Raw genomic sequence first — 24447 nt, forward strand, 5'->3', positions numbered from 1 at the left:
TTGGGATTTTAGAGCTAAAATAAATAATTTAAAGAGACAATTCCGTAATAGTTTATGGGTAAGCCGGGATAATAATATCTGGGCTGTGCGGTGCCAACAGCGGCAGCATTAGTCAAAATCATTGAGGCATATTTTTCGTTCATTACATTATTTATGCCAGCATCTAAGCGTGCTTTTAATCCCGATAAAATTTCAAATTGATAACCTGTTTTTAAATTCAAAAGGGCATACGAATCAGAAAAAGCAGTATTAGCATCGTTTAATGGTATTTTATCTGTGAATTGAAAATCGGCCGCAATATAAAATCCAGAATTTGTATTTAAATTAAAACCTGCACTTGCTGTATTGGCAGGAACTCCTGTTAGTTTATTTCCCGAAAAATTATTTCCGTTATTATCGAATTCTTTAAATTCATAATTTCCAATTGAAGCCGCAGCGTACGAATTTAAATTTAAAAAGGAATTAATGGACCAATTGTGTTTAAGGGAAATTTCTATTCCTTCATGAAAAGTCCTGCCTGCATTTACTCCTTCGTATTGATCATCGCCTATTCTTTTGGCAACCAATAAATCTTTTATTTCCATTCTAAAAACGGCAATTTCAGTATACAATTTTTTATTGAAAAAATGAAGTTTACCGCCCAGCTCAAAATTATAACCCGTTTCTGGTTTGATGTTTGGGTTAATGTTTCCGGAGCTTGTCAAAGTTTCTTCGGTTGCGGGAAGAGAAAAACCACGGCTTATAGAAAAATAAAAGGTTCGAACTTCGTTGGGTTTGTATAAAACAGAAAGCTGTGGTGAAAAAATTCCATCGTAACTATAATTTTCCTTCGGATCATTCGCAGAAGCGGCAAAAACATTCTGAAGTTCGAATTTGGTTTTGTTATAATTTAATCCTGCTTGAACTTCAAATTGATCTGTCAGCAAAGTTCTAATTTGAGAAAAGATATTATAAAAATGTCTTTTTTGATCTGAGGCCGTTAGCGGATCGCCTTGTAAACTTCCGTTTCCATTATTTTGTTGATAGAGATTTTCGAAAGTATTACCGCTGTAATTATCTCTGAAATATTCAATTCCTCCAATAAATTGATTTTTGATTTTTCCGATTGTAAAATCTCCCGAAAATTGAGTTCTCAAGCCTGAGGCAAAAGTGTATTGGCGCAAGATATCAAAAGGACGCGGCTCGTTACTGTCTTTGTAATTAATAAAAACCGAAGTCGAATTGTTTAGATGCTCATTAATCTTAAAATCATAAGCCAATCCCGCCAAAGTCGATTTGTATTCTTTAAATCCTTTTGAGGCGACCCAAGTCGGTGCACCCAACTGCGGATTATTTTCAAAAGTGGTTTTGTTAATTGAGCTCGGTATGTAAGCTTTTAAATAGGTATAATTTGAAATATAAGTTAGTTTGCTTTTTTCTTTTCGAAATAATTCTCCCGAAAGCGTAATCCCTTCTCGATTATAAGCGCTGTTTTCGCGCCAGCCATCTGTTTTGAGATTGTGATAATTTAGATTTAAAGACGCATTTTTTTGATTCAAATCAAAACTGACTCTATTCTTTAATAATCCGAAAGAACCAAAAACAGAACTTACTTCGGTTTGATAGCGGGCTGTTTGCAGCGATTGGGGAGAAATCAAAATAGCACCGCCCAATCCCGCGCCGTAAATGCTGGAAAGCGGCCCTTTTATCACTTCAAGCTGTTTTATATTTTGCAAATCAATATCGTCAATAACCGTTTCGCTGTTTCCAGAAGTGAGTGGAATACTTCCGTAAAAAGCTCTGATTTTATTGGTTCCATAGGGTGTTCGGGCGCCAATACCTCGAATCGAAATTCGGGTTGTAGTAATATTAGACGACTGCATAAAAACTCCAGGAATCGTATTGATGACGTTGCTGATGTCGGTTGTATTATTTTGAAGTAATTCTTTTTCGGATAGAATACCAATTGAAGCTGGACTGTTTTGTAAATCACGATTGATATGAAGCGGACTTATTAAAACTTCATTTAGTTTTTGGGTCTTTACAGAATCAATACTTTTAACTTCTTTTTCCTGTGCCAAAATGTTTTTAGAAATAAAAAGAATAAAGAAAAGAAGAAGGTATTTTTTGGAGGGCATAAATGGCTGGGTTAAAAATGCAGTTTTATTTAACACATAGAAACATAGGTTTCATTGAGGCAAAAAAGGCGTTTCACTTTTCCTAAAGTCACATAGCTATGTGTGAAAATGAGTTTTCTTTTTAATCTTAATCTAAGAAACAAAAATCTATGTCTCTATGTGTTTAATTTTTATAGTTTGGAATTTGGAATTTGGAATTTGGAATTTCTATTTTTAAAAAACTTTATTTATTCGCAGTCACTTTCCAAATCGTATTACTGCTGTCATCATTTACCAAAAGCGATCCGTCATTCATAACCGTAACCGCAACCGGACGCCCATAAACTTCTGCTTTATTTTGATCTGAAATAAAACCAGTTAAAAAATCCTCTGGTTTTCCTGAAGGTTTTCCATCTTTAAACGGAACAAAAAGAACTTTATAACCAGAAATATTTGCGCGGTTCCAAGAACCATGCTGTCCTACAAAAGCACCGTTTTTGTATTTTGCGGGAAATTTATCTTTAGTATAAAATGCCAGACCCAAAGAAGCCGTGTGTGCCCCAACCGGAACATCCGGAACAATTGCTTTTTCGACTAAATCTTTTCTTTCGCCTTTCATTCTTGGATCAGGAATATTTCCAAAATAAGAATAAGGCCATCCGTAGAAACCATCTTTTTTTACACTCGTAATATAATCAGGAACCAAATCGTCGCCAAGTTCATCGCGTTCATTAACTGCCGTCCACAATTCTTTGGTAACAGGATTCCAATCCATTCCAACAGGATTTCTTAAACCCGAAGCATAGATTTTTTCGCCTGTTCCGTCAGGATTGATTTCGAGAATTCCGGCACGACGCACTTCTTTGTCCACACCATGTTCGGCATTATTACTTCCAGATCCCACAGAAACATAAATTTTGCTTCCGTCAGGACTTGCCAGTAAATTTCGTGTCCAGTGATTGTTGTAGCCTCCAGCAGGAAGTTCCAATATTTTTTCGCCTTTAGTTTCCAGTTTCAGCGGATTGTTTTTATAAGGATAACGGTATAATCCGTCGGTATTGGCGATGTAGAAAAAGTCTTTTAAAACCAGCATTCCAAAAGGTTTATTCAAATCTTTAATAAAAACTTCACGAGTTTCAAATTTCCCGTCTTTGTCTTTATCGCGCAAAACCGTAATCTGGTTTTTGCTGGCACGCGTACCGCTTTCTACCACAAAAATATCTTGGTTTGGAGCAATGTAAGTCCAGCGTGGATTCTCAAAACCGTCTCCAAATTTAGTCACCTTAAAACCTTCAGGCGCTTTTGGTGTAATTCCGTTTGGCCATCCTACAACTTTACTATTATTCGTTTTAGATTCTGTTGCATAGGGCGGCGGGAGTGTAATATCGCCGATGGCAGTTTTTACAGTATTTCCTGGTTGTTTTGCCAAAGCTTCTTTTTCTTCTTTTTTTACCTGTCCGTTACAGGCAGAAAATAATATTAGTAGAAACAGAGAAAGTATTGGAGTGGTATTTTTCATTTTAGTTATAGTTAAGAATTTTACTAACAACAATTTAAGAATTATAAAACAGCTTGAAATAAATTTTTGTAAATATTAACCGATGTTTAACATTTCTAAAAAATTGTGTGCTGTCCTTATTTTTGATCATTACAATTAAGTTGTAATTCTGTATCTTTGTCCATTATTTTAAAAAGAAAAATAATGATACAACTTCACGATAAACAATTTGTTCCGTTTATTTCGGCTAAAGAAATTGATTTTGCTTTAACTAAAATGGCAGCTCAGATAGAAGATGATTTTGGCGATGATACGCCAATTTTTATTGGAGTTTTAAATGGTGCTTTTATGGTCGTGTCCGATTTTCTAAAAAAATATAAAAAACCCTGCGAAGTGTCGTTCATCAAAATGGCCTCTTACGAAGGAACAGAATCGACAGAATCTGTAAAACAATTAATCGGAATCAATCAAGATTTGACTGATAAAACCGTTATTATTATAGAAGATATTATCGATACCGGAAACACAATCGAAGAACTAAAACATTTGTTTAAAGCACAAAATGTTAAGCATTTTAAAATTGCAACATTGTTCTTTAAGCCAGAAGCTTATAAAAAAGACATTAAAATAGACTATGTCGGAATCAGGATTCCGAACAAATTTATTGTAGGTTACGGATTGGATTATGACGGACTTGGAAGAAACCTGACCGAAATCTATAAACTAGCAGAATAAAAATTAAACAAAACACAACTATATATTCATTTTAAACTTCTTCGAAAAAAAAGAAGTCACAACTCAAACCTATTATGATTAACATCGTTTTATTTGGAAAGCCTGGAGCAGGAAAAGGAACTCAGGCAGAATTTTTAAAAGAGAAATACAATTTAACACACCTTTCAACCGGAGATATTTTTCGTTTCAATTTAAAAAACGATACTGAACTAGGAAAAAAAGCAAGAGTTTTTATGGACAACGGCGAACTAGTTCCATGCGAAGTAACAACGGCAATGTTAATTGATGAGGTAAAAAAACACCCTGATACTGCAGGATTCTTGTTCGACGGATATCCAAGAACATTAAACCAAGCAGAAGCTTTAGATGCATTTTTACCAACAATTGGGTCAAGCGTTACAGCAACTATTGCTTTAGAAGCAGATGACGAAATTTTGGTAAAACGTCTATTAGAAAGAGGAAAAACAAGCGGAAGAGCAGACGATCAAGACGAATCAAAAATTCGTGTAAGATATCAGGAATACAACGAGAAAACAGCTCCATTGATTGGATATTATAAAGAACAAAATAAGTTTCATGCCGTAGACGGTATCGGAACTGTAGAACAAATTACACAAAGATTAACGTCAGTTATAGATAATTTGTAGAAGCTTATTCCAGCTGTACGTTTCAAGTCCTCGCTAAAAAAACTATTTTTCTATACCATAAAACGAGCTTCCTCTGGTCGCTGTTTTCTGGCAAGAAAAATTAGTTTTTTTAGCTCCGGGCTTTTCACTTCCATCTGGGCTAAAAATCAAGATTGCGAATTATTACATAACAAAAACTATTTTATAACGAACAAGCCACAAATTGGAAATACTAATAATATTTTTTCTAATACTATTAAACGGAGTTTTCTCCATGTCTGAAATTGCACTGATTTCAGCACGAAAAAACAGGCTGGAAACAGCTGCCAAAAAGGGAAATAAAAGCGCTAAAACAGCGCTTGATTTAGCCAATTCCCCAAATAAATTTTTATCTACAGTACAAATCGGAATTACCTTAATCGGAATTCTAACCGGTATTTATAGTGGAGACAAAATAACAGCAGATGTTGAGCTTTTTGTAGCTGGTTTTGCTGCGTTAAAGCCTTATGCACATTCAGTTGCCGTAGGAATTGTAGTTGTTGTATTAACATTCTTTTCTTTGGTTTTGGGAGAATTGCTTCCAAAACGTATTGGATTGAATTATCCAGAATCGATTGCAAAAATGGTTGCGATGCCAATGAAAGTGATTTCGATTATAACGGCACCGTTTATTTGGTTATTAACTTCATCAACAGATTTTTTGCTGAATGTCTTCCAGATCAAACCAACTGCAGATGGAAAAGTAACCGAAGAAGAAATTAAAGCCATCATTAAAGAAGGAACAGAAGTAGGAGAAGTTCAGGAAATTGAACAAGATATTGTGGAACGTGTTTTTCATATCGGAGACCGAAAAGTAAGCTCGTTAATGACACACAGAAAGTCTGTTGACATGCTGCCATTAAAGGCTGACAGATTTAAAATAAAAGAATTAGTAGTTCAGGATTTACACGGAGTTTATCCAGTTTACAATGATAATTACGATGATATTGTCGGAGTCGTAACACTTAAAAATATTTTTGCAAGCATCGAAAACGATAATTTCGATTTGTCAAAAATAATGAGTGAAGTACCTTACTTAATGGAACAAACCACGGCCTACAAAGCTTTGGAGAATTTCAAGAAAACAGGAGTGCATTATGCACTGGTTTCTGATGAATACGGTGTTTTTCAGGGAATGATTACATTGAATGACATTTTAGAAGCTTTAGTTGGAGATGCATCAGAGTTTTACAAAGATGAATTTCAATTGGTAGAAAGAGAAGACGGTTCTTGGCTGGTTGACGGGCATTATTCGCTGCACGATTTCTTAACTTATTTCGAATTAGACGAATTGACAAACGATTACGAAGTAAATACTGTAAGCGGTATGATTATGACTGAGCTTTCGCATATTCCAAAAGAAGGCGAAAAATTAGTCTGGCAGAAATTTGTCTTAGAAGTCGTAGACATGGACGGCGTAAAAATTGATAAAGTGCTGGTAAAAGCACTTAAAGAGTAGAGAATTTGTTTCAAGTTTAAAGTTTCAAGTTTCAGGTTAGCTTACGCACTTAACTTGAAACATGAAACCTGAAACTTTGAAACTGCACATAACAATAAATAGAGGATAGAGATTGGTTTTAGTTTAATCTAAAATCTAAAATCTAAAATCTGAAATTCAAAACAATGACAGAGGGAAATTTTGTAGATTACGTTAAGATATATGTTTCGTCCGGAAAAGGAGGAAAGGGATCTACACATTTACATAGAGAGAAATTTATTGAAAAGGGCGGACCAGATGGTGGAGATGGCGGTCGCGGCGGACACGTATATTTAGTTGGGAACAAAGGTCTTTGGACATTGTTTCACTTAAAATTTGCGAGACACATTAAAGCAGGTCACGGTGGTGATGGAGGAGGAGACCGCAGTACGGGTGCTGACGGAGAAGATAAGTACATTGAAGTGCCTCTAGGAACAGTTGTAAAAGATAAAGAAACTGGAGAAACGTTATTTGAAATAACCGAAGACGGAGAAAAAAGAATTCTTTGCAAAGGCGGGAAAGGCGGTTTAGGAAACTGGCATTTTAGAAGTTCTACAAATCAGACACCGCGCTATGCACAGCCAGGTTTGTTAGGAATAGAAATGGACGTAATCCTGGAACTAAAAGTTTTGGCAGACGTTGGTTTGGTAGGTTTTCCGAATGCAGGAAAATCAACTTTACTTTCTGTTTTAACATCGGCTAAACCAAAAATTGCAGATTATCCGTTTACAACTTTAAAGCCAAATTTAGGTATTGTGGCTTACAGAGATTTTCAATCTTTTGTAATCGCAGATATTCCTGGAATTATAGAAGGTGCTGCAGAAGGAAAAGGTTTAGGGCATTATTTCTTAAGACATATTGAACGTAACTCAACTTTATTATTCTTGGTTCCGGTTGATACACCAGATATTAAAGCAGAATATGATATTTTGGTTAACGAATTAACAAAATACAATCCAGAAATGCTGGATAAAGAACGTCTTTTGGTAATCTCAAAATGCGATATGCTGGATGATGAATTAAAAGCAGAACTAAAAGCAGAATTGGATGTTTCTTTTAAAGATGTTCCTTATATGTTTATTTCGTCTGTTGCACAGCAAGGTTTAACAGATTTAAAAGATAAACTTTGGAAAATGCTTAATGAATAGTCTTTCTGATTAGATAAAATAAAACCCGACAATTTAAACTTGTCGGGTTTTTACTTTCTGCACGAAAAAAAACAAAAAGTATTTAGGATTTTTACTTTTTAACTGAATCCTATGAAATTATAATGCAAAGTTTTTAGAGATACCAATATTTAAAGTTTTTCCAAAATCAAAACCTAAACGCTCTTGTCTTGGATCATTTTTTCCGTCGAGATTATCATAGTTAATACCTCCAATGGAAAAGTTTAGGCCAAAACCATTTTTCATGTTAATAAATAATCCTGGATCAAAACTAGCATACATTCCTTTTGCATTGTTTAAAGAGGTATTTTGGTATCCAGCGCCCAAATCTGCATAAAAAGAAAACATATTGAAAAGCGGTACAGAGTAACGTACAAAACCACCTATTTTATACTTTTCAGTTTTGTCCAATCCTGTAATTTTTGTGTTCATAATAGAACCTTCTACTCCAATAGTCCATTTGTCAGCAAATTGGTAACCTACTTTTGGAGAGAATTCAAAATTTTCAAGTTTTGATTCTCCAATTTTCTCTGAAGAGAACCCAACGTTTCCACCTAACAAAATAGAATTTTTCTGTGCACTTACAATAGTCGTTACTAATAACGCAATTCCGGCTAATAATTTTTTCATGTTTAATCGTATTTATTAAAAAGGCAAATTTAGAATAAATATTATTGTAAGAAATACTTTAGTTTTAAAATTTATTATTGAAGCTTTATTTTTACAAATAATTCAGGTTTTTAATTTATCACTTCATTTTGCAATAAATTTAATTGGTATTTTAAGAGATTTAATTCACAGATTTGGCAATAAATGGATGTCTTTGTAAAATCGAAAATTTCGAAAAATCAGCAATTTACCTGTTTAATTGGTTTTGTTTTTTGCTGTAATGCTTATTTTTTCTTTATAAATGAGCTATATTCGCAGAACTTAAACAAAATAACATGAAAAAAGTAATTTTATTCTTGACCATGTGCCTTATGGCTCTTCCTGTGAAAGCCGATGAAGGAATGTGGTTTTTGATGTTTATCGAAAGATTGAACCATAGAGATATGGAAAAAATGGGCTTGCAGTTGACAGCCGAAGAAATTTACAGTATCAATAATCACAGTTTGAAAGATGCGATTGTACAGTTTAATGGAGGCTGTACTGCTGAAATTGTTTCAAAAAACGGATTAGTTTTAACAAATCACCATTGTGGCTACAATGCGATAGCAGAACTTTCTACTGCAGAAAAAAACTATTTAAAAGATGGTTTCTGGGCAAAAGATAAAAGTGCCGAGATGAAACCAAAATCGCTATATGTTCGTTTCTTCGTTCGTATGGATGATGTTTCTAAAAGAATTTTGTCAAAAGTCAATGATACGATGACAGAAACAGAAAGAAACGCAATCATTCAACAGGAAATCAGCTTAATCGAAAAAGAGAACAGCGAAAATGGAAAATACACTGTTTCTGTTCGTCCTTTCTTTCAAGGAAATGAATATTACTATTTTGTTTACCAAGATTATACAGACGTTCGTTTAGTAGGAACTCCTCCTGAAAGCGTTGGTAAATTTGGCGGTGATACAGACAACTGGGAGTGGCCTCGTCAAACAGGAGATTTCTCTATGTTCAGAGTTTATGCAGATAAAAACGGAAATCCTGCTGCGTATTCTAAAGACAATGTGCCTTTACAGCCAAAACATTATTTACCTGTAAGTATTAAAGGTGTTAAAGAAAATGATTTTGCAATGATTCTTGGTTATCCGGGTAGAACAAATCGTTGGATGCCGGCTGGCGGAATTGAGCAAAATATAAACTACTCTTATCCTGCGTGGGTAGAGGGTGCAAAAACCGGAATGGACCAAATGAAAAAGTATATGGATAAAGATGCAACTGTTCGTTTACAGTATGCTTCTAAATATGCTTCGACTGCAAATTATTGGAAAAACCGTCAAGGTATGATCGATGCTCTTACAAAAGCAGGAACAGTTGACGCAAAAGCAGCGCAAGAAGATAAATTCTATGAATGGGCAAGCAAGCCTGCAAACAAAGAAAAGTACGAAAATGTAATTCCGACAATTAATGATTATTACAGAGAAACAAACTTAAAAGCGCGTCATGATAATTATCTAATACAGCTTTTACGTACTTCTGCTTATGCAACTGGACCAGCGAATCTTGGAAACGCTTTAATTGCTTATTACAAAGAAAATGATGCGAAGAAAGCTGAAATGATTCCTAAAATCAATGCATTGGTTGAAAGTATCTATGGGGAATTTTATGCTCCATTAGAAAAAGATGTTTTAACAGCACAATTAAATTTATACGCTTCTAAAGCTGCTGAATACGGACTTGCTCCAGAAATTGCAAAAATGCAAAAAGCGAACAATGGAGATTTTACTGCAGATGTAGCAAAAGCAACCGAAATTAGTTACTTTACTAATAAAGAAAAAGTATTGGCATTTTTAGCAGATCCAAAACCATTGGCAATTGTACACGATCCTTTGTATATTATATCGAATGATTTATTGACAAAATACCGTGCTAAAACAGACGATCAGGCAAAAGCGGACGATGGTTTTGCAACGGCTTACCGTAAATTGGTTGAAGGTTTGAGAGAATCAAAATTGAATGCGATTAAATATCCAGATGCAAACTCTACTTTGAGATTAACATACGGAAAAGTTCGTGCTTTACCTGCTGATAGTCGTAATGAAGATGCAAAAATCAATAACTATACTACAATGGAAAGTATGGTGAAAAAATACAAAGCCGGAGATGCTGAGTTTGATTTACCAGCCCGTTTATTAGAATTGAACAAAGCAAAAGATTACGGACAATATGCTGATAAAGCAGGTTATATGCCGGTAAACTTTTTAACGGATAATGATATTACAGGAGGAAACTCTGGTTCGCCTGTTCTTAACGGTAAAGGAGAATTAATTGGTATTGCTTTTGACGGAAACATCGAGGCAATGGCAGGAGATGTAATTTTTGATTCTAAATTGCAAAGAACGATCAATGTTGATATTCGTTATGTACTTTGGATTATCGATAAATACGCTGGTGCTAAAAACATCATCGACGAATTGACGATTTCAAAATAATCTCAATTCTTACAATTTTTTCCGCCACGAATTCACGAATTAATTAAATAAAATTCGTGAATTCGTGGCGGATTTTTTTAATTTACTTTAACTCGAATTCCCTTAGTATGACTTGTAAATTCGGGCGCATACATACTTTCGATAGTTGTAATTCCATTTGAAAATTCACCGCTGTTGTTAACTCTAATATCATATTCTAAGACGTAAGTTCCTTTGTTTATTCTGTCGAAAAACAAATGTGTTGCAGCATCTTTTGTACTCATATAATATCCTAATCCATTTTTGTATTGGTATTCTGAGAGTACATTTACAGGCTCAAAACAAGAAGCACGCATATCTTTTAAATGAATGTATTCAACATTTTCTTTAGTAGAAATAACCAATCTTACAGTTACTAGATCTCCAATCTTCAAAGTGTTTCTTGAAGTTATTTTTTCTAATTCGTTTCCGTTCAAAGTATTTTTCTTTATATACAACTCTTTAGAAACCGATATCACATCGCCTGAGTTATTTTTGATTTTATCTAAATCTTCAAAATATTGCCAATACACTCCGCCAAAACCAGGAACTTTCGATTTGTTCTGAATGCTGATGGAAGCCATTTCTTTCTTTATTTCATCGGCTTTCCAGTTTAGTTTGATGTAGCCTGTTTCGGCTTCTTTTTCGTTTTCGGCTAGTTTTTTGGTGAGGATTTTTTCATCCCCCAATTTAATAACCGTATTATCTTTTACCGAAAGCCAGTCGGTTCCCTGCATTAATAATGCATAAACAGCTTCGGTTGTCGATTTTGTAGTCGGCCAGTTTTTGGTCTGTTTGTTTTTCAAGAGCCAGACTTTCATTGCGTCTACAGATTTGGTGTCGTTGGTAATTTCGGCGAAAGCCTCAATCAATAATGCTTGAGTTTCTATCGGTGCCTGATACCAAAACCAGCCCGGTTTATTAGCAATCCAGTACATTCCCCAATCTTCATTGTTGGATGATGTTTCTTTTAAACTTTCCAAAATGGTTTTGGCAGCTGCTTTTTCGCCAAAACGATTGAGCGTTAAAGCTGCTAGTCCTTTTTCATAAATAGAATACTGCAGCCATTCTTTTTTCGCTGTTTCTAAATATAACTTTGAAGCTTTTTTTAAAGTATCTGATAATGGATATTTCTCTAAATAAAAACTTCTGGTATATAAATAGTGCAAATCAGAATATGGATTGACCCAGATGAGTTTATTTGTCGTTTTTAAATCTTTGACAGTCGTTTTATAATATTCTAAAAATTTAGTGTCTAAGAACGGAATTGCGGTTTTGGTGATCTCATCGATTTTTGATGCATCAGTTTTACTGAGTTTTTGCAAATGTCCCAGACCGGCCAAAATATGTCTCGTAATATATTCGCTCTCATAATCTCCGCCAAACCAAACAAAGCCGCCTGAGGCTTTTTGTTTTTGTTTTAATTTATCAAAAGTGGTTTCTTGTGATGCTTTCATCTTTTCCAAATCAAATAAAAGCGCTAGATTTTTTTTCTTTTCTTCTTCACTTTGGGCATCTTTTAGCCAAGGTGTTTCGGCTAAAATTATCGATTTTAATTCTTCGTTTTCTTCTAGTTTAGAATTTAGTTTTCCGTCTTTTCTCCAGTTTTCAAAAACAGTTGCAATTTTCGGATTACTCGAAATAATTTCAGAAGCCAAAGCATTAGCATAAAACCTAGCAAAAGTCTGTTCTGCACATTCGTGTTCATAATCCATCAAATAAGGCAGCGACTGAATCGCCAGCCAGGTCGGATTTGAAGTATACTCTAAAGTTAACTGATGATTTCGTAAAGTCGTTGAATTATTATTTTTAAGATTCTCAAACGTGTATTCTTTTTTAGAATTATCACGAACCCAAATCGGAATACTTTCTGTAACCAGCATATTATTTGTCAAGACTGGAAGGATGTTTTCTTCTCCATCAGAATAATTTCCAGCTTTCGCTAAGATCTTATACTGAGCGCCTTGAAGTCCTTCTGGAATTGCAATTTTCCAAGTTGCTGTTGTATTTCCAAATGAACTAATCGTGAAGTTTTTGACATTTTTTGTATTCAGCATTTTTGCATCAATTGGCTGCATCGTCATGGCATCAAAAAACTGAAGTATTGCGATTCCAGTTTTAGCTTCAGCTGTAAGGTTCGAGATTTTAGCGCTGATTGTAATCGTATCTTTTTCTCTTAAAAATCTTGGGAAATTTGGCATTACCATTAACTCTTTTTGAGTAACAATACTTTTTTCTAAATAACCAGAAACAGCTTCTTTATTATGCGCAAGCAAGCGAAGTTTCCAAGAAGTTAAAGCTTCTGGTGATGTAAACTCAAAACTTACTTTTCCTTTATCGTCTGTTTTTAGGTTTGGATAAAAGAAAGCAGTTTCTGAGAGGTTTTTTCTGGCTTTGACCTGAGTTATGGCTTCAAGAGATTTTTTGGTTGTAATAATGATTACTCCGCCTGAAGCTTTATTTCCGTAAATGGAGATGGCTTTTTCGACAGTTAAGAAATCTATGTCCAGAAAATCGTCAGGGTTTAGTTTTTCGAAATTTTCTTTTGATGAGATCTCTTCGTCAATTACATATAAAGTTGAAGGAATAACTGTCATTGAAGTTAAACCACTTACAATTTTTTTGCCTGGAATAAATTTTATTTTAGAAGTTCTATAGTAATATTGAATACTATCCGATACTATTTGAACTCCTGGGACAAATCCAGATAACATTGCTGCTGCATCTTTTTTTGCATTTTCTGCTGCTATCAATTTTGCACCAGCAATAGTTTGTGCAGCATAAGTAAGCGATTGTTTTTTCTGAGCGCCATAGGCAGTAACAACGACTTCTTCGAGATGACTGGAGTCATCTTCCATGGTTTTATTTAAAGTTTTAGTATCTGTTACAACAACCGAAATATTTTTTAAGCCGAGAAACGAGAAAACTAATTCTTCACCAGCAACAGCTTCAATTTGATAATAGCCATCAAAATCGGAAGTAGCAGTTCTTTTCGTTCCTTTTACAGTTATCGAGACGCCTGGAAGTTCTAATCCACTTTCATCAGTTAATATTCCTGAGATCATTTTTGCATTTGCAGGTTTTTTTATTTTTTTGCTTAGCTGTTTTAAATATTGGCTTTGCTGATAAAAAGAATCTGAATTATTGAAATCAAAACCAAACCAGATCAAATTTGTTGACTCGTTGTTAAACTGTATTTTTGGTTTGTATGGGTTTAGATTTTCTATTGTTTTATAGATTTGACCAAAACCTAAAATAGATTTTTTGCTGGCACCATTGTAATTGTATTCATAAATATTGGGTGCGATCCACTGTTTTAAGGTGAATTTATCTAAGGAGCTGTCATACATAGACGCTAAAACTTCAGCTTCATTTTTAGTTTTAGTGGTTTTGAGCTGAAAAGACCAATTTTCAGTGCTTCCCGGCTCAATTTTATTTCTAAAACTTGTAACTTTCCATTCTAATTTTGTCATTTCGCTTTTTAGAACAACAGGAAATTCTTCATTGAAATACTGATTTTCAAAAATGCTTTCAAATTTTATTTTTAACAACTTTTCGAACTCATTTTTGAATGGTATTTTAATTACAAGTTCATTGTTGTGTAAATGATGTGCTTGGTCATAAAACAAGTCATTTTTATAATTTCCCGTAATCATAATATAAAGATCTTGAATAGGAGAAGTTAGTTTTATGCGGACAAAACCATCTTTCTTAGGATCTTCGTTAAGCTGTTGTACGGTCAATAACCTGCTGAGGTTAAACTTGTCTTTGTTTTGCGAAAGCTGAAAATCTGTAGTGGTTTCAATCGGGTTTTTAAAACTGTCATCGGCACTGAAAACAATTTTGTAATTTCCAGATTTATAATCAGAAATAAAATCCAACGGAATGGTTTTCTCTTTTTCGGTGTCGACTTTTCTAGAATAAACCAATGTTTTTAAAGGTTTTTTTTGTAATTCTTTTCCAGTGACTTCAAACGGAAATAATTTTTCGAAATCCTGATCTGAGATGTTTTCGATTTCTGGTTTTTCTCCATTCCGAGTTTTAAATTTATTCAAAAATGGATACAGAAAATATATTTTCACCTCACCTTTCGCTGCTTTGAATTCACCGTTGAGGTTAGCACTTGTTAAAATAATTTCGTTTCTATCTTTAGTCTGGATTTTGGACGGAAGTCCAACATGTAGAATTAAATCGTGATAGCCTACTTTTACTTCTGTTTGAGAATCATGCGTCTCTCCATTTATGTCGGTTATAGTGACTTTAATTTCATAAGTATAGATTGGTAATTTTTCTTTTACATCGTCTTCTGAAGGCGATGCTGTAAAATCAATAACAAATTTGCCAGCTACATCTGTTTTTGTTTCGCCGTTGGCTATTTCTTCTTCATCTTCTCTTCCAAAATAATTTTGTGTATAGCTTGTATAACGTGTAACTGTATATTCTACAATAGCATCCGAAATAGAGCTTCCGGCAAAAGCTTTGGCAGAACCTCTTACCTTTATTGATTGATTAACTTGAAAAGTTTCTTTTTTAGGATCAAAATTAACCTCAAATTTCGGACGCTTGTATTCTTCAACTCTAAAATCTATTTGAGAATTTTCAAAATTTACGTTTTCCCAAAAAGGTAAAATGGCTTTTCCTTTATTTTTTTTATAATTATCAGTTTCATCAACACTGATTTTAAACGTGCCTGTTAACCCTTTTTTAGGTAAAATAAATTCTCCCGAGAAAGAGCCAAATTCATTTGTGGTAACGTCAATTTTTTTATAATCGTTATTATCAGCATCTTCAATAAGAATTTTGAAAGCAGCATTCGGAAGGACATTCGTTTTCTCGTTGTTTTTTTGAATTGCAATTCCTTTAAAATAAACGGTCTGGCCAGGTCTGTAAATCGCACGGTCCAGATAAAATTCTACTTTTGCTTTTAGATTATTTGTTTTGTCCGATTGATAACTAGAGTTGTGGTGTAAATAGTTATTGGTGAGTGAAATTGTGTCATTTCCTAAAGAAAATTCAGTAGTTTCATAATTTCGATTACTATTAGCTTTTTTATAAAAAGCAATACCGTTTTGATCTGTTATAGCAGTGAATCTTGGAGATCTGATTGTAACATTTTTTAAAGGACTTCCTGTTTTACGGTCTACAACTTGATAGGTTTCTGTTGAATTAATTTCTGATGCTAATACCGAAAGATTCGAAATCGTAATGGTTTCATAAGTAAAAGCTTCTTGGTTTTTTGCGTTGCTTTCACTTTCAAAATAAACCAAGTATGAACCTGTTTTTAGATTCGGCAATAATACTTCTGTAGAATATTGGAAATAATCTTTTTGATTTTTAAGTGGATATGTAATTGCAGCTTCTGGTTTTTGTTTTTTTGCAATATTCGCAGCTTCAGCATCTTTGCGGCTTTCATATCGATTAAAATAGATCACGTTTTTTTGATCCATTCTAAAAAAAGAAATTTTAAGCTGTTCTACGTTTCGGTATTTAATAAAAACGCGTGCATTTTCATTGTCATATAGGTATTTTTGAAGCTGTACACTTACTGATTTTGCGAGTAGTTTTTGTTTTTGACTAACAGCCGTTTTATATGCATTCGATCTATTGCTGATTTTTATAATACTGTCCAAAATTGTAATGGCCTGAATATTGTAATCAGGATTTGTCTTTTTTGATGCATTTTGCATCAGATATTGCGCTTTTTCTAATTGAATTTTTTGAATCAAAAATTCCTCTTTTGCATTTCTTTGAAGTTTGTTCAGAACATTTAGATAGTCACTGTCTGTTTCAAATAAAAAGGTGTTACAGAACAATAAACGTTCAAATTGATTGTTTAAAGTCGGATAATTACTTTCTTTTTTTTGGTATAATGAAATAACGCAGCGAAGATTTTCATTCGTTACAAAATCCAGATTCACATTTATAAAATCGGAAGTACTGCCCAAAAAAGCCTTTTTATAAGGTGTAAAAGAATATTTTAAGATTTCCCAAGTATGTAGTTTGTTAGTATAAAAAAGTATATTTTCATCTAAAACATAATTAAGCAGATTTTCAGTGTTGAATTTTTCTAATGACGGATAATCAAAAATCGCTTCGTAACGTGAAAGCGGTGTTTTTTTTAATTCAAGTTCGTTTTCAAAAGACTGTTTTAGCGCACTTTTTATTTGATCATTAAAATCTTTTTCAGTCCATGTTAAAAAATTATCTGATAAAACATTAAGATTAGTTCGCTGTCGGATGTTATAATTGTTTTTTTTAAAATAATCATCAAGGCATTTGGCATAAACAATATTTAAAATTGCTTTAGATGGAATGGCAGCCTGTTTGATATTTGACTTTAAATTGTTTAAAATTTTAGTCTGCGCATTTTCTTCCAAAACCAACATGTATTTTGACTGATAAAAAAAACATTTTATCATTTGTACTTCATCTTTTTGGGCGGTAGCTTTTTTATGAATTTTAATAACAAGATCATTTGCAGATTTTATTTTACCCGCTTTTTCAAAAGCAATAACATCATCCCATTTTTTTTCGGATTGTTGTGCAAAAAGAGCGGAAGAAAACACAAAGAATACAAATAATATATTTTTCATAAATAAGTTTTGATCTATAGATGTATAATTTTTTGAAAAGGTTGGAAATAATGCTAAAATAATTTTCGTACAAATTAGTAATTTATATCAAAAAGCAAAGCAGCATTTTATATTTCCTTATTTTTGAAACATGAAAAAACTGTTATTTCTTTTTGTACTTGTGCCGGCATTCTGCTGGGCACAATCTAATTTTGAAAAAGCAGAAAAATTATTCCATTCCAAAAAGTATACTGAAGCCCAAGTTATTTTTGAATCTATATTGAAAACAAAACCTTCAGATGTCAAGACCTTAGATTATTTGGGAGAAATTGCGGGTCATAAAAAATCTTGGGTAGAAGGTGCTTCTTATTTCAAAAAACTCACAGAATTAAAACCTAACAATGCCGATTATTTTTTTAAATATGGAGGATGTCTGGCCATGCATTCGCAAGAAGTAAATAAGTTAAAAGCTTTCGGAATGGTTGGCGATATGAAAGCTGCATTTGAAAAAGCAATTGAACTCAATTCAAAACATGTGCAGGCAAGATGGGCATTGATAGAAATTTATCTGCAATTACCAGGAATTTTGGGTGGAAGCGAATCTAAAGCCGTTTCATATTCTAACGAATTGGCACAGTTTTCTCCAGTTGACGGTTATTTGTCTAAAGGTAGAATCGAAGAATATTTTAAAAGATATAATCTTGCCGAAAAAAATTATATGAAAGCACATGAAATTGGCAATTCAAAAGTGACATTTCAAAAATTATATAATTTATATTTGAACAAATTAAAGGAGCCTAAAAAGGCGCAGGAATTGAAACGAAAATTTGAAGCTTAAATAAAATCTCAAAAGACAAATTCTAGTAATTTTTGGAATTTGAAATTTAAAAAATTGGAATTTATAAAATGAAAACACATTTCATTGCCATTGGCGGAAGCGCGATGCACAATCTTGCATTAGCTTTACATAATAAAGGGTATCAAGTTACAGGAAGTGACGACGCGATTTTTGAACCATCTAAATCTCGTTTGGAGAAAAAAGGAATTCTTCCTGCAGAAATGGGCTGGTTTCCCGAGAAAATTACAGCAGATATAGACGCCGTAATTCTCGGTATGCATGCTAAAGCAGATAATCCAGAATTGTTGAAAGCGCAAGAATTGGGTTTAAAAATCTATTCGTATCCAGAATTTTTATACGAACAGTCTAAAAATAAAACGCGTGTTGTTATCGGCGGTTCGCACGGTAAAACTACGATTACCTCAATGATTCTTCATGTTATGAATTATCATAATGTTGCAGTTGATTATATGGTTGGTGCGCAATTAGAAGGTTTTGATACTATGGTGCACCTGACAGAAGAAAATGATTTTATGGTTCTGGAAGGCGATGAGTACTTGTCATCTCCGATAGACAGACGACCAAAATTTCATTTATACCAGCCCAATATTGCTTTGATTTCTGGAATTGCTTGGGATCATATTAATGTTTTTCCGACTTACGAAAATTACGTAGAGCAGTTTGAAATTTTTATTCAAATGATTACTAATGGTGGTATTTTGGTTTATAATGAAAATGATCCAGAAGTAAAACGCGTTTCTGAAGCAGCAACAAATCCGATTAGAAAATTACCTTACAGCACGCCAAATTACACTGTTAGTGATGGTGTAACACTTTTGGAAACTCCAGAAGGCGACATGCCGATAGAAGTTTTTGGAGCTCACAACTTAAATAATCTTGCCGGAGCAAAATGGATCTGCCAGAATATGGGAGTTGATGAAGCCGAATTCTACGAAGCAATTGCGAGTTTTAAAGGAGCTTCAAAAAGATTAGAAAAAATTGCAGAAGGAAAAGGAAAAGTTGCTTACAAAGATTTTGCGCATTCTCCGAGCAAAGTAGCAGCAACAACAAAAGCAGTAAAAGAACAATATCCGAACAGGACTTTGGTGGCTTGTTTAGAATTGCATACTTACAGCAGTTTGAACGCAGCGTTTTTAAAAGAATACGAAGGCGCTTTAGACCATGCAGATGTTGCAGTAGTATTTTATTCTCCAGATGCTGTAAAAATCAAACAGCTTGACGAGGTTACTTACGATCAGATTGCTGCTGCTTTTAATCGTAAAGATTTGGTGATCTATACCAATCCAGCCGAATTCAAAGAATATCTTTTTAATTTAAATCTGGAGAATTCTGCTTTACTCTTAATGAGCTCAGGAAATTACGGCGGTTTAAATTTTGATGAAGTAAAAGGTCTAGTTAATTAGGCAATTAGATAATTAGAAAGTTAGAAAGTGTCAATTGTGTTTTATGCAGTTGGCACTTTTTTTAGTAAAATTAATTATCTAATTGGCACATTCTCTAATTGACACATTCTCTAATTGCCTAATTGAATAATTTACTTCCATATTTAAAATGCCCTACGATCGTGTATTCAAAAAGACAATCCCTTTTGCGAACAGGAAATAAAAAGCAAAAGCAGGGGAGAGATTGGTAACCATTTCATTTTTAAACAGCTTGGTTTATAAAGATAACTAAATTTAAAAAAGGACTGTATTTTATGAAAGATTTTTCTTCTTTTTAATTTATATTCGCTATTTAAATATTATGATTATGAAAGGAGATCATTTCGCTATAAAAAATTGGTCTGATGATGATAAACCCCGCGAAAAATTAATGCTCAAAGGGAAAAACGCATTAAGTGACGCCGAATTGATTGCTATTTTAATTGGTTCGGGAAGCCGAAATGAATCTGCAGTAGATTTGAGCAAGAGAATCCTCAATAGTGTGGCTAATTTAAATGCTCTAGGGAAGATGACTATTTCGCAGTTAATTAATTTTAAAGGAATAGGTGAGGCTAAAGCAATTACTATTATTGCTGCTTTAGAATTGGGACGAAGACGCAGAGCCGAAGATTCTTTAGAACTCAAAAAAATTACTTCAAGCAAAATTGCCTTCGAAATGATGCAGCCCATTATTGGGGAATTGCCTCACGAAGAATTTTGGGTGCTTTTTCTTAATAATTCGAATAGTGTGATTTTGAAGTCACAATTGAGTAAAGGTGGTATTGGAGGAACGGTAGTTGATGTGAGGCTTGTTTTTAAACTAGCATTAGAAAATTTTGCTACAGGTTTGATATTGTGTCATAATCACCCTTCTGGAAATACAACTCCAAGCGAGGCCGATAAACAAATCACAAAAAAAATCCGGGAGGCGGGTGACCATTTAGATGTTAAAGTTTTGGACCATTTGATTATAACTGAATCAAAATATTATAGTTTTGTAGATGAAGGAATATTTTAATGTATGAATACCAATATAACCGACATCTTTTTTGATCTCGACCATACTCTGTGGGATTTTGATAAAAACTCAGAAATGGCTTTTGATCGAATTTTTAGAGAGAAGTATACAGAAATCCACACTCAGGATTTTATTAAACAGTACATTCCCATCAATCAGGAATGCTGGAGACTGTATCAGAACGATAAAATTACACATCAAGAATTGCGATACAATCGTTTAAAGTTTTCTTTTGATGCTTTAAACTATGTAATTTCAGAAGAAAATATTTTCCAAATTGCAAATGATTATATTGATTTTTTGACGGATAATAATTTTCTTTTTGATGGAGCAATTGAAGTTTTGGAATATTTAAAACCAAAGTATAAACTTCATATTATAACCAATGGTTTTGCAACAGTGCAGGATAAGAAAATTACAAATGCAGCGTTGGGAAGCTATTTTACCACCATTACAAATTCTGAATTAGCTGGTGTCAAAAAGCCAAATAGTATTATCTTTGATTATGCTGTCAATTTGGCGAAAACTTCAAAAGAAAATAGTATCATGATTGGTGATGATCTTGATGCAGATATTAATGGAGCTTTGAATGCAGGTCTGGATGCCATTTTTTTTAATGATAAAAAGATCGAAATAACCGAAAATTTCAAACAAATAAACCATTTATTAGAACTCAAAAAATACTTATAACTATGAAAATTAAATTTTTACTGACTGCACTTCTTTGTTCAGTTATCGGATTTGCACAGTCTGTTAATGATTATAAAGCAGTTATTATTCCATTAAAATACGACTTTATAAAAAAAGAAAACGAGTATCGTCTGGCAACACTTACGAAATCAAATTTAACAAAAGCTGGTTTTACAGCTTTTTACACAACAGAAGAGCTTCCTGCTGGTTATAACGACAGATGCGGTCTTTTGTACATTGATGTAAAAAAAGATAATGCATTTTTGGTTACAAAATTATTTGTACAGCTTAAAGACTGTTTTGGCAGAGTAGTTTATACATCAGAAGTTGGTAAAAGCCGTGAGAAAGATTATGAAGTAGCTTACAGAGAAGCATTAGAAAATGCTTTTACATCTGTTATTGCTTTAAAATACAAATACAGCGGTAATGCACCTGTAACGCCTGCTCAAGCAGTAACAGCAGCGACACTTCCTGCTGCAGCGTCAACAAGCGTTCAAACTTCAGTTGCACCAGCTCCAGTTGCAAATATGTCGGATCCAAATCTGCTTTATGCACAGCCAACAGAAAACGGATATCAATTAATTGATAAAACACCAAAAGTGGTTATAAAACTATTAAAGACTTCGCGTCCAGATTCTTTTATAGCAATTAAAGACGGTATTCAAGGTTCATTAAATGCAAAAGACAATCAATGGTATTTTGAATATTATCAAAATGATAAATTAGTTTCAGAGAAAGTTTCGGTTAAGTTTTAGATTTTAGATTTTAGATTTTAGATTTTAGATTAAGATGTTTAAAACTCTCTTTCTAAAACATCAAACAATAAATAGAAAGACTTAATATCCATATTTATCTTTCCAGCGGTTCTTTAAAAATTCGCGGGTGCTGTTCTCTCTAGAATTGTTCCCCGGATTGTAAAGAACCGTTTCTTTTACAGCATCAGGAAGAAATTCCTGCTCTGCAAAATTATTGGCATAATCGTGAGAGTATTTGTATTCTTCGCCATAACCCAATTCCTTCATCAGCTTGGTTGGAGCATTTCTTAAATGAATCGGAACAGGAAGATCACCAGTTTGTTTTACCAATTGCTGTGCGTTTCCGATCGCAAGGTAAGAAGCATTGCTTTTTGGCGATGTTGCGAGGTAAATAGCGCATTGGCTTAAAATAATACGGCTTTCGGGATAACCAATTGTTGTTACCGCCTGAAAAGTATTATTGGCCATAATTAAAGCCGTTGGATTGGCATTACCAATATCTTCGCTGGCTAAAATGAGCATTCTTCGGGCGATAAACTTTACATCTTCACCGCCTTCGATCATTCTGGCAAGCCAATATACAGCACCATTAGGATCGCTCCCTCGAATAGATTTAATAAAAGCAGAAACAATGTCATAATGCTGTTCCCCTGTTTTGTCATACAAAACCGTATTCTGTTGTACAAGTTCTAGAACTCTACTGTTTGTAATAACAATTTTGTCTCCCGCAGAAGCATTTACAACAAGTTCAAATATATTAAGCAGTTTGCGTCCATCACCGCCAGAAAGTCTCAAAAGAGCTTCAGTTTCTTTCAAAACAATGTCTTTAGAAGCCATGTAAGCATCTACTTTCATCGCACGATGCAAGAGCGATTCTAAATCGTCTTTAGTAAATGCATTTAAAACATAAACCTGGCAGCGTGACAAAAGTGCGGGAATAACCTCAAAACTCGGATTTTCTGTTGTAGCACCTACCAGAGTAATCCACCCTTTTTCTACAGCAGCTAAAAGCGAGTCTTGCTGCGATTTACTAAATCGATGAATCTCATCAATAAATAAAATCGGATTTTTGGCCGTAAATAGACCACCGCTTTGTTTTGCTTTATCAATTACATCGCGTATGTCTTTGACTCCAGAATTTATGGCGCTTAAAACATAAAATGGCCGTTTGGATTCTTGAGCGATAATCTGTGCAAGAGTAGTTTTTCCAGTCCCTGGAGGTCCCCAGAATATAAGTGAAGGAATAATTCCTTTTGAAATTTGCTGCGTTAAAGAGCCATTTGGTCCGACCAAATGATGCTGGCTGACATAATCTTCTAGTTTTTGTGGGCGAATTCGCTCGGCTAAAGGTGCTTCCATTTTGTAAAATTACTACTTCAATTTTAATTTTCAGTTTTTTTAGGAGCTTAATCCAGCTATCCGCTTGTATCTTTTTCTTATCTCGTTAAAAAAACGAGATAAGAAAAAGGATACCGCTTCTATCTGGGCTAAAAAAGACACTGCTATGACAAAATATCAGTAAATTAGTTTTGGATAGTTTTTTGATTTAAAGTTTTTTAAATGTAAATAAAATACCATGAATGACAGCCAGTTTAAGTTTTCGAATGCCGTTATTGGACTTCCGGGCCTTTTTGTTTTATTTCTTTGGATTATTTACTGGCTTCAAATAAGATTTGACTTCGATTTTTATCAACACGGAATATATCCCAGAAACCTGGAAGGCTTACAAGGTGTTGTATTTAGCCCTTTTATTCACGAAAATCTGGATCATCTTTATAATAATTCAATTCCGCTTTTAATTTTACTTGCAGCGCTTCAATATTTTTATCCCAAACAAACATTGGGTGTTGTAATTTACGGCATATTGTTTTCGGGTTTAATTACGTGGATTATCGGTCGTTCGAATTTTCATATAGGAGCAAGCGGATTGATCTATGTTTTGGTTAGTTTTATTTTTTTTAAAGGACTACAGACAAAGTATTACCGTTTGGTAGCATTATCACTTTCTGTGATTCTTTTGTACGGAGGGATGATTTGGTATGTTTTTCCAGATGTTGATCAATCTATTTCTTGGGAAGGTCATCTAGCAGGCCTTATCGCTGGTTTTGGATTAACATTAGGATATAAAACCCCAGAATATACTAAACCAATAATTTACGATTGGCAGCGCCCTGATTTTGATCCGGAAAATGATCCTTTCATGAAACATTTTGATGAAAAAGGTAACTTTGTGCCAAAACCAGCTCCTGAAGAATTGAGTTTAGAACAGCATTATTTTATATCTAATTTTCCAGTTAATTACATCGTTAGCAAAACAGAAAAAGAGGAAGAAAATTAATGAAAGGTTTTTTAAAGTAAATTAAGTAATTTTGTTAAGAACTACTT

At 33.7% G+C, this 24447-nt stretch carries 16 protein-coding genes; 11 read left to right on the forward strand and 5 right to left on the reverse strand.

Annotated elements, in window-relative coordinates:
- Positions 1–14: 14 nt before the first annotated feature.
- Positions 15–2117 carry a TonB-dependent receptor gene (locus tag C4F50_RS22170; protein ID WP_194140841.1) on the reverse strand — a complete coding sequence of 701 codons (2103 nt, stop codon included), beginning with the start codon at positions 2115–2117 and terminating at the stop codon, positions 15–17.
- Between the two features lie 223 nt (positions 2118–2340).
- Positions 2341–3615, reverse strand: a complete 1275-nt coding sequence (locus tag C4F50_RS22175; protein WP_194140842.1) for a PQQ-dependent sugar dehydrogenase — start codon at positions 3613–3615, stop codon at positions 2341–2343.
- 183 nt (positions 3616–3798) lie between these two features.
- On the opposite strand from C4F50_RS22175, the gene hpt reads away from it, so the two are divergent.
- From hpt to obgE, 4 genes are all read left to right on the forward strand, one after another.
- Entirely contained in the window at positions 3799–4329 is a 531-nt protein-coding gene (hpt, locus tag C4F50_RS22180) for a hypoxanthine phosphoribosyltransferase (RefSeq protein WP_194140843.1), read from the forward strand.
- Positions 4330–4403: 74 nt separating this feature from the next.
- Positions 4404–4976: an adenylate kinase gene (locus C4F50_RS22185; protein ID WP_194140844.1), complete on the forward strand. Its 573-nt coding sequence runs from the start codon at positions 4404–4406 to the stop codon at positions 4974–4976.
- Positions 4977–5178: 202 nt separating this feature from the next.
- Positions 5179–6453, forward strand: a complete 1275-nt coding sequence (locus C4F50_RS22190) for a hemolysin family protein (protein WP_194140845.1) — start codon at positions 5179–5181, stop codon at positions 6451–6453.
- A gap of 164 nt (positions 6454–6617) precedes the next feature.
- Positions 6618–7619: a GTPase ObgE gene (obgE, locus tag C4F50_RS22195; RefSeq protein ID WP_194140846.1), complete on the forward strand. Its 1002-nt coding sequence runs from the start codon at positions 6618–6620 to the stop codon at positions 7617–7619.
- A gap of 117 nt (positions 7620–7736) precedes the next feature.
- Here obgE and C4F50_RS22200 read toward each other — a convergent pair whose 3' ends face one another.
- Positions 7737–8267 (reverse strand): outer membrane beta-barrel protein, encoded by a 531-nt coding sequence (locus tag C4F50_RS22200; RefSeq protein ID WP_194140847.1) that lies wholly within the window; start codon positions 8265–8267, stop codon positions 7737–7739.
- Between the two features lie 314 nt (positions 8268–8581).
- Here C4F50_RS22200 and C4F50_RS22205 point away from each other — a divergent pair, with 314 nt between their 5' ends.
- On the forward strand, positions 8582–10729 hold the full coding sequence (locus tag C4F50_RS22205; RefSeq protein ID WP_194140848.1) for a S46 family peptidase: 2148 nt from the start codon (positions 8582–8584) through the stop codon (positions 10727–10729).
- Positions 10730–10806: 77 nt separating this feature from the next.
- Here C4F50_RS22205 and C4F50_RS22210 read toward each other — a convergent pair whose 3' ends face one another.
- Positions 10807–17340 (reverse strand): alpha-2-macroglobulin family protein, encoded by a 6534-nt coding sequence (locus tag C4F50_RS22210; RefSeq protein WP_194140849.1) that lies wholly within the window; start codon positions 17338–17340, stop codon positions 10807–10809.
- A 130-nt stretch (positions 17341–17470) separates the two neighbouring features.
- On the opposite strand from C4F50_RS22210, the gene C4F50_RS22215 reads away from it, so the two are divergent.
- From C4F50_RS22215 to C4F50_RS22235, 5 genes are all read left to right on the forward strand, one after another.
- Positions 17471–18157, forward strand: coding sequence for a tetratricopeptide repeat protein (locus C4F50_RS22215; RefSeq protein WP_194140850.1), 687 nt, complete (start codon positions 17471–17473; stop codon positions 18155–18157).
- Between the two features lie 68 nt (positions 18158–18225).
- A complete protein-coding gene (locus tag C4F50_RS22220; protein ID WP_194140851.1) occupies positions 18226–19581 on the forward strand; it encodes a UDP-N-acetylmuramate--L-alanine ligase in 1356 nt (451 codons plus the stop codon).
- 346 nt (positions 19582–19927) lie between these two features.
- On the forward strand, positions 19928–20617 hold the full coding sequence (gene radC / locus C4F50_RS22225) for a RadC family protein (protein ID WP_194140852.1): 690 nt from the start codon (positions 19928–19930) through the stop codon (positions 20615–20617).
- 3 nt (positions 20618–20620) lie between these two features.
- Positions 20621–21307 carry a YjjG family noncanonical pyrimidine nucleotidase gene (locus C4F50_RS22230; protein WP_194140853.1) on the forward strand — a complete coding sequence of 229 codons (687 nt, stop codon included), beginning with the start codon at positions 20621–20623 and terminating at the stop codon, positions 21305–21307.
- Between the two features lie 2 nt (positions 21308–21309).
- Positions 21310–22062 (forward strand): hypothetical protein, encoded by a 753-nt coding sequence (locus C4F50_RS22235; protein ID WP_194140854.1) that lies wholly within the window; start codon positions 21310–21312, stop codon positions 22060–22062.
- Positions 22063–22143: 81 nt separating this feature from the next.
- Here C4F50_RS22235 and C4F50_RS22240 read toward each other — a convergent pair whose 3' ends face one another.
- Positions 22144–23421, reverse strand: a complete 1278-nt coding sequence (locus tag C4F50_RS22240; RefSeq protein WP_194140855.1) for a replication-associated recombination protein A — start codon at positions 23419–23421, stop codon at positions 22144–22146.
- Between the two features lie 217 nt (positions 23422–23638).
- Here C4F50_RS22240 and C4F50_RS22245 point away from each other — a divergent pair, with 217 nt between their 5' ends.
- Positions 23639–24400, forward strand: a complete 762-nt coding sequence (locus tag C4F50_RS22245) for a rhomboid family intramembrane serine protease (RefSeq protein WP_194140856.1) — start codon at positions 23639–23641, stop codon at positions 24398–24400.
- The last annotated feature ends 47 nt before the right edge of the window (positions 24401–24447 follow it).

This window comes from Flavobacterium hungaricum (assembly GCF_015182285.1).
GTDB classification, from domain to species: domain Bacteria; phylum Bacteroidota; class Bacteroidia; order Flavobacteriales; family Flavobacteriaceae; genus Flavobacterium; species Flavobacterium hungaricum.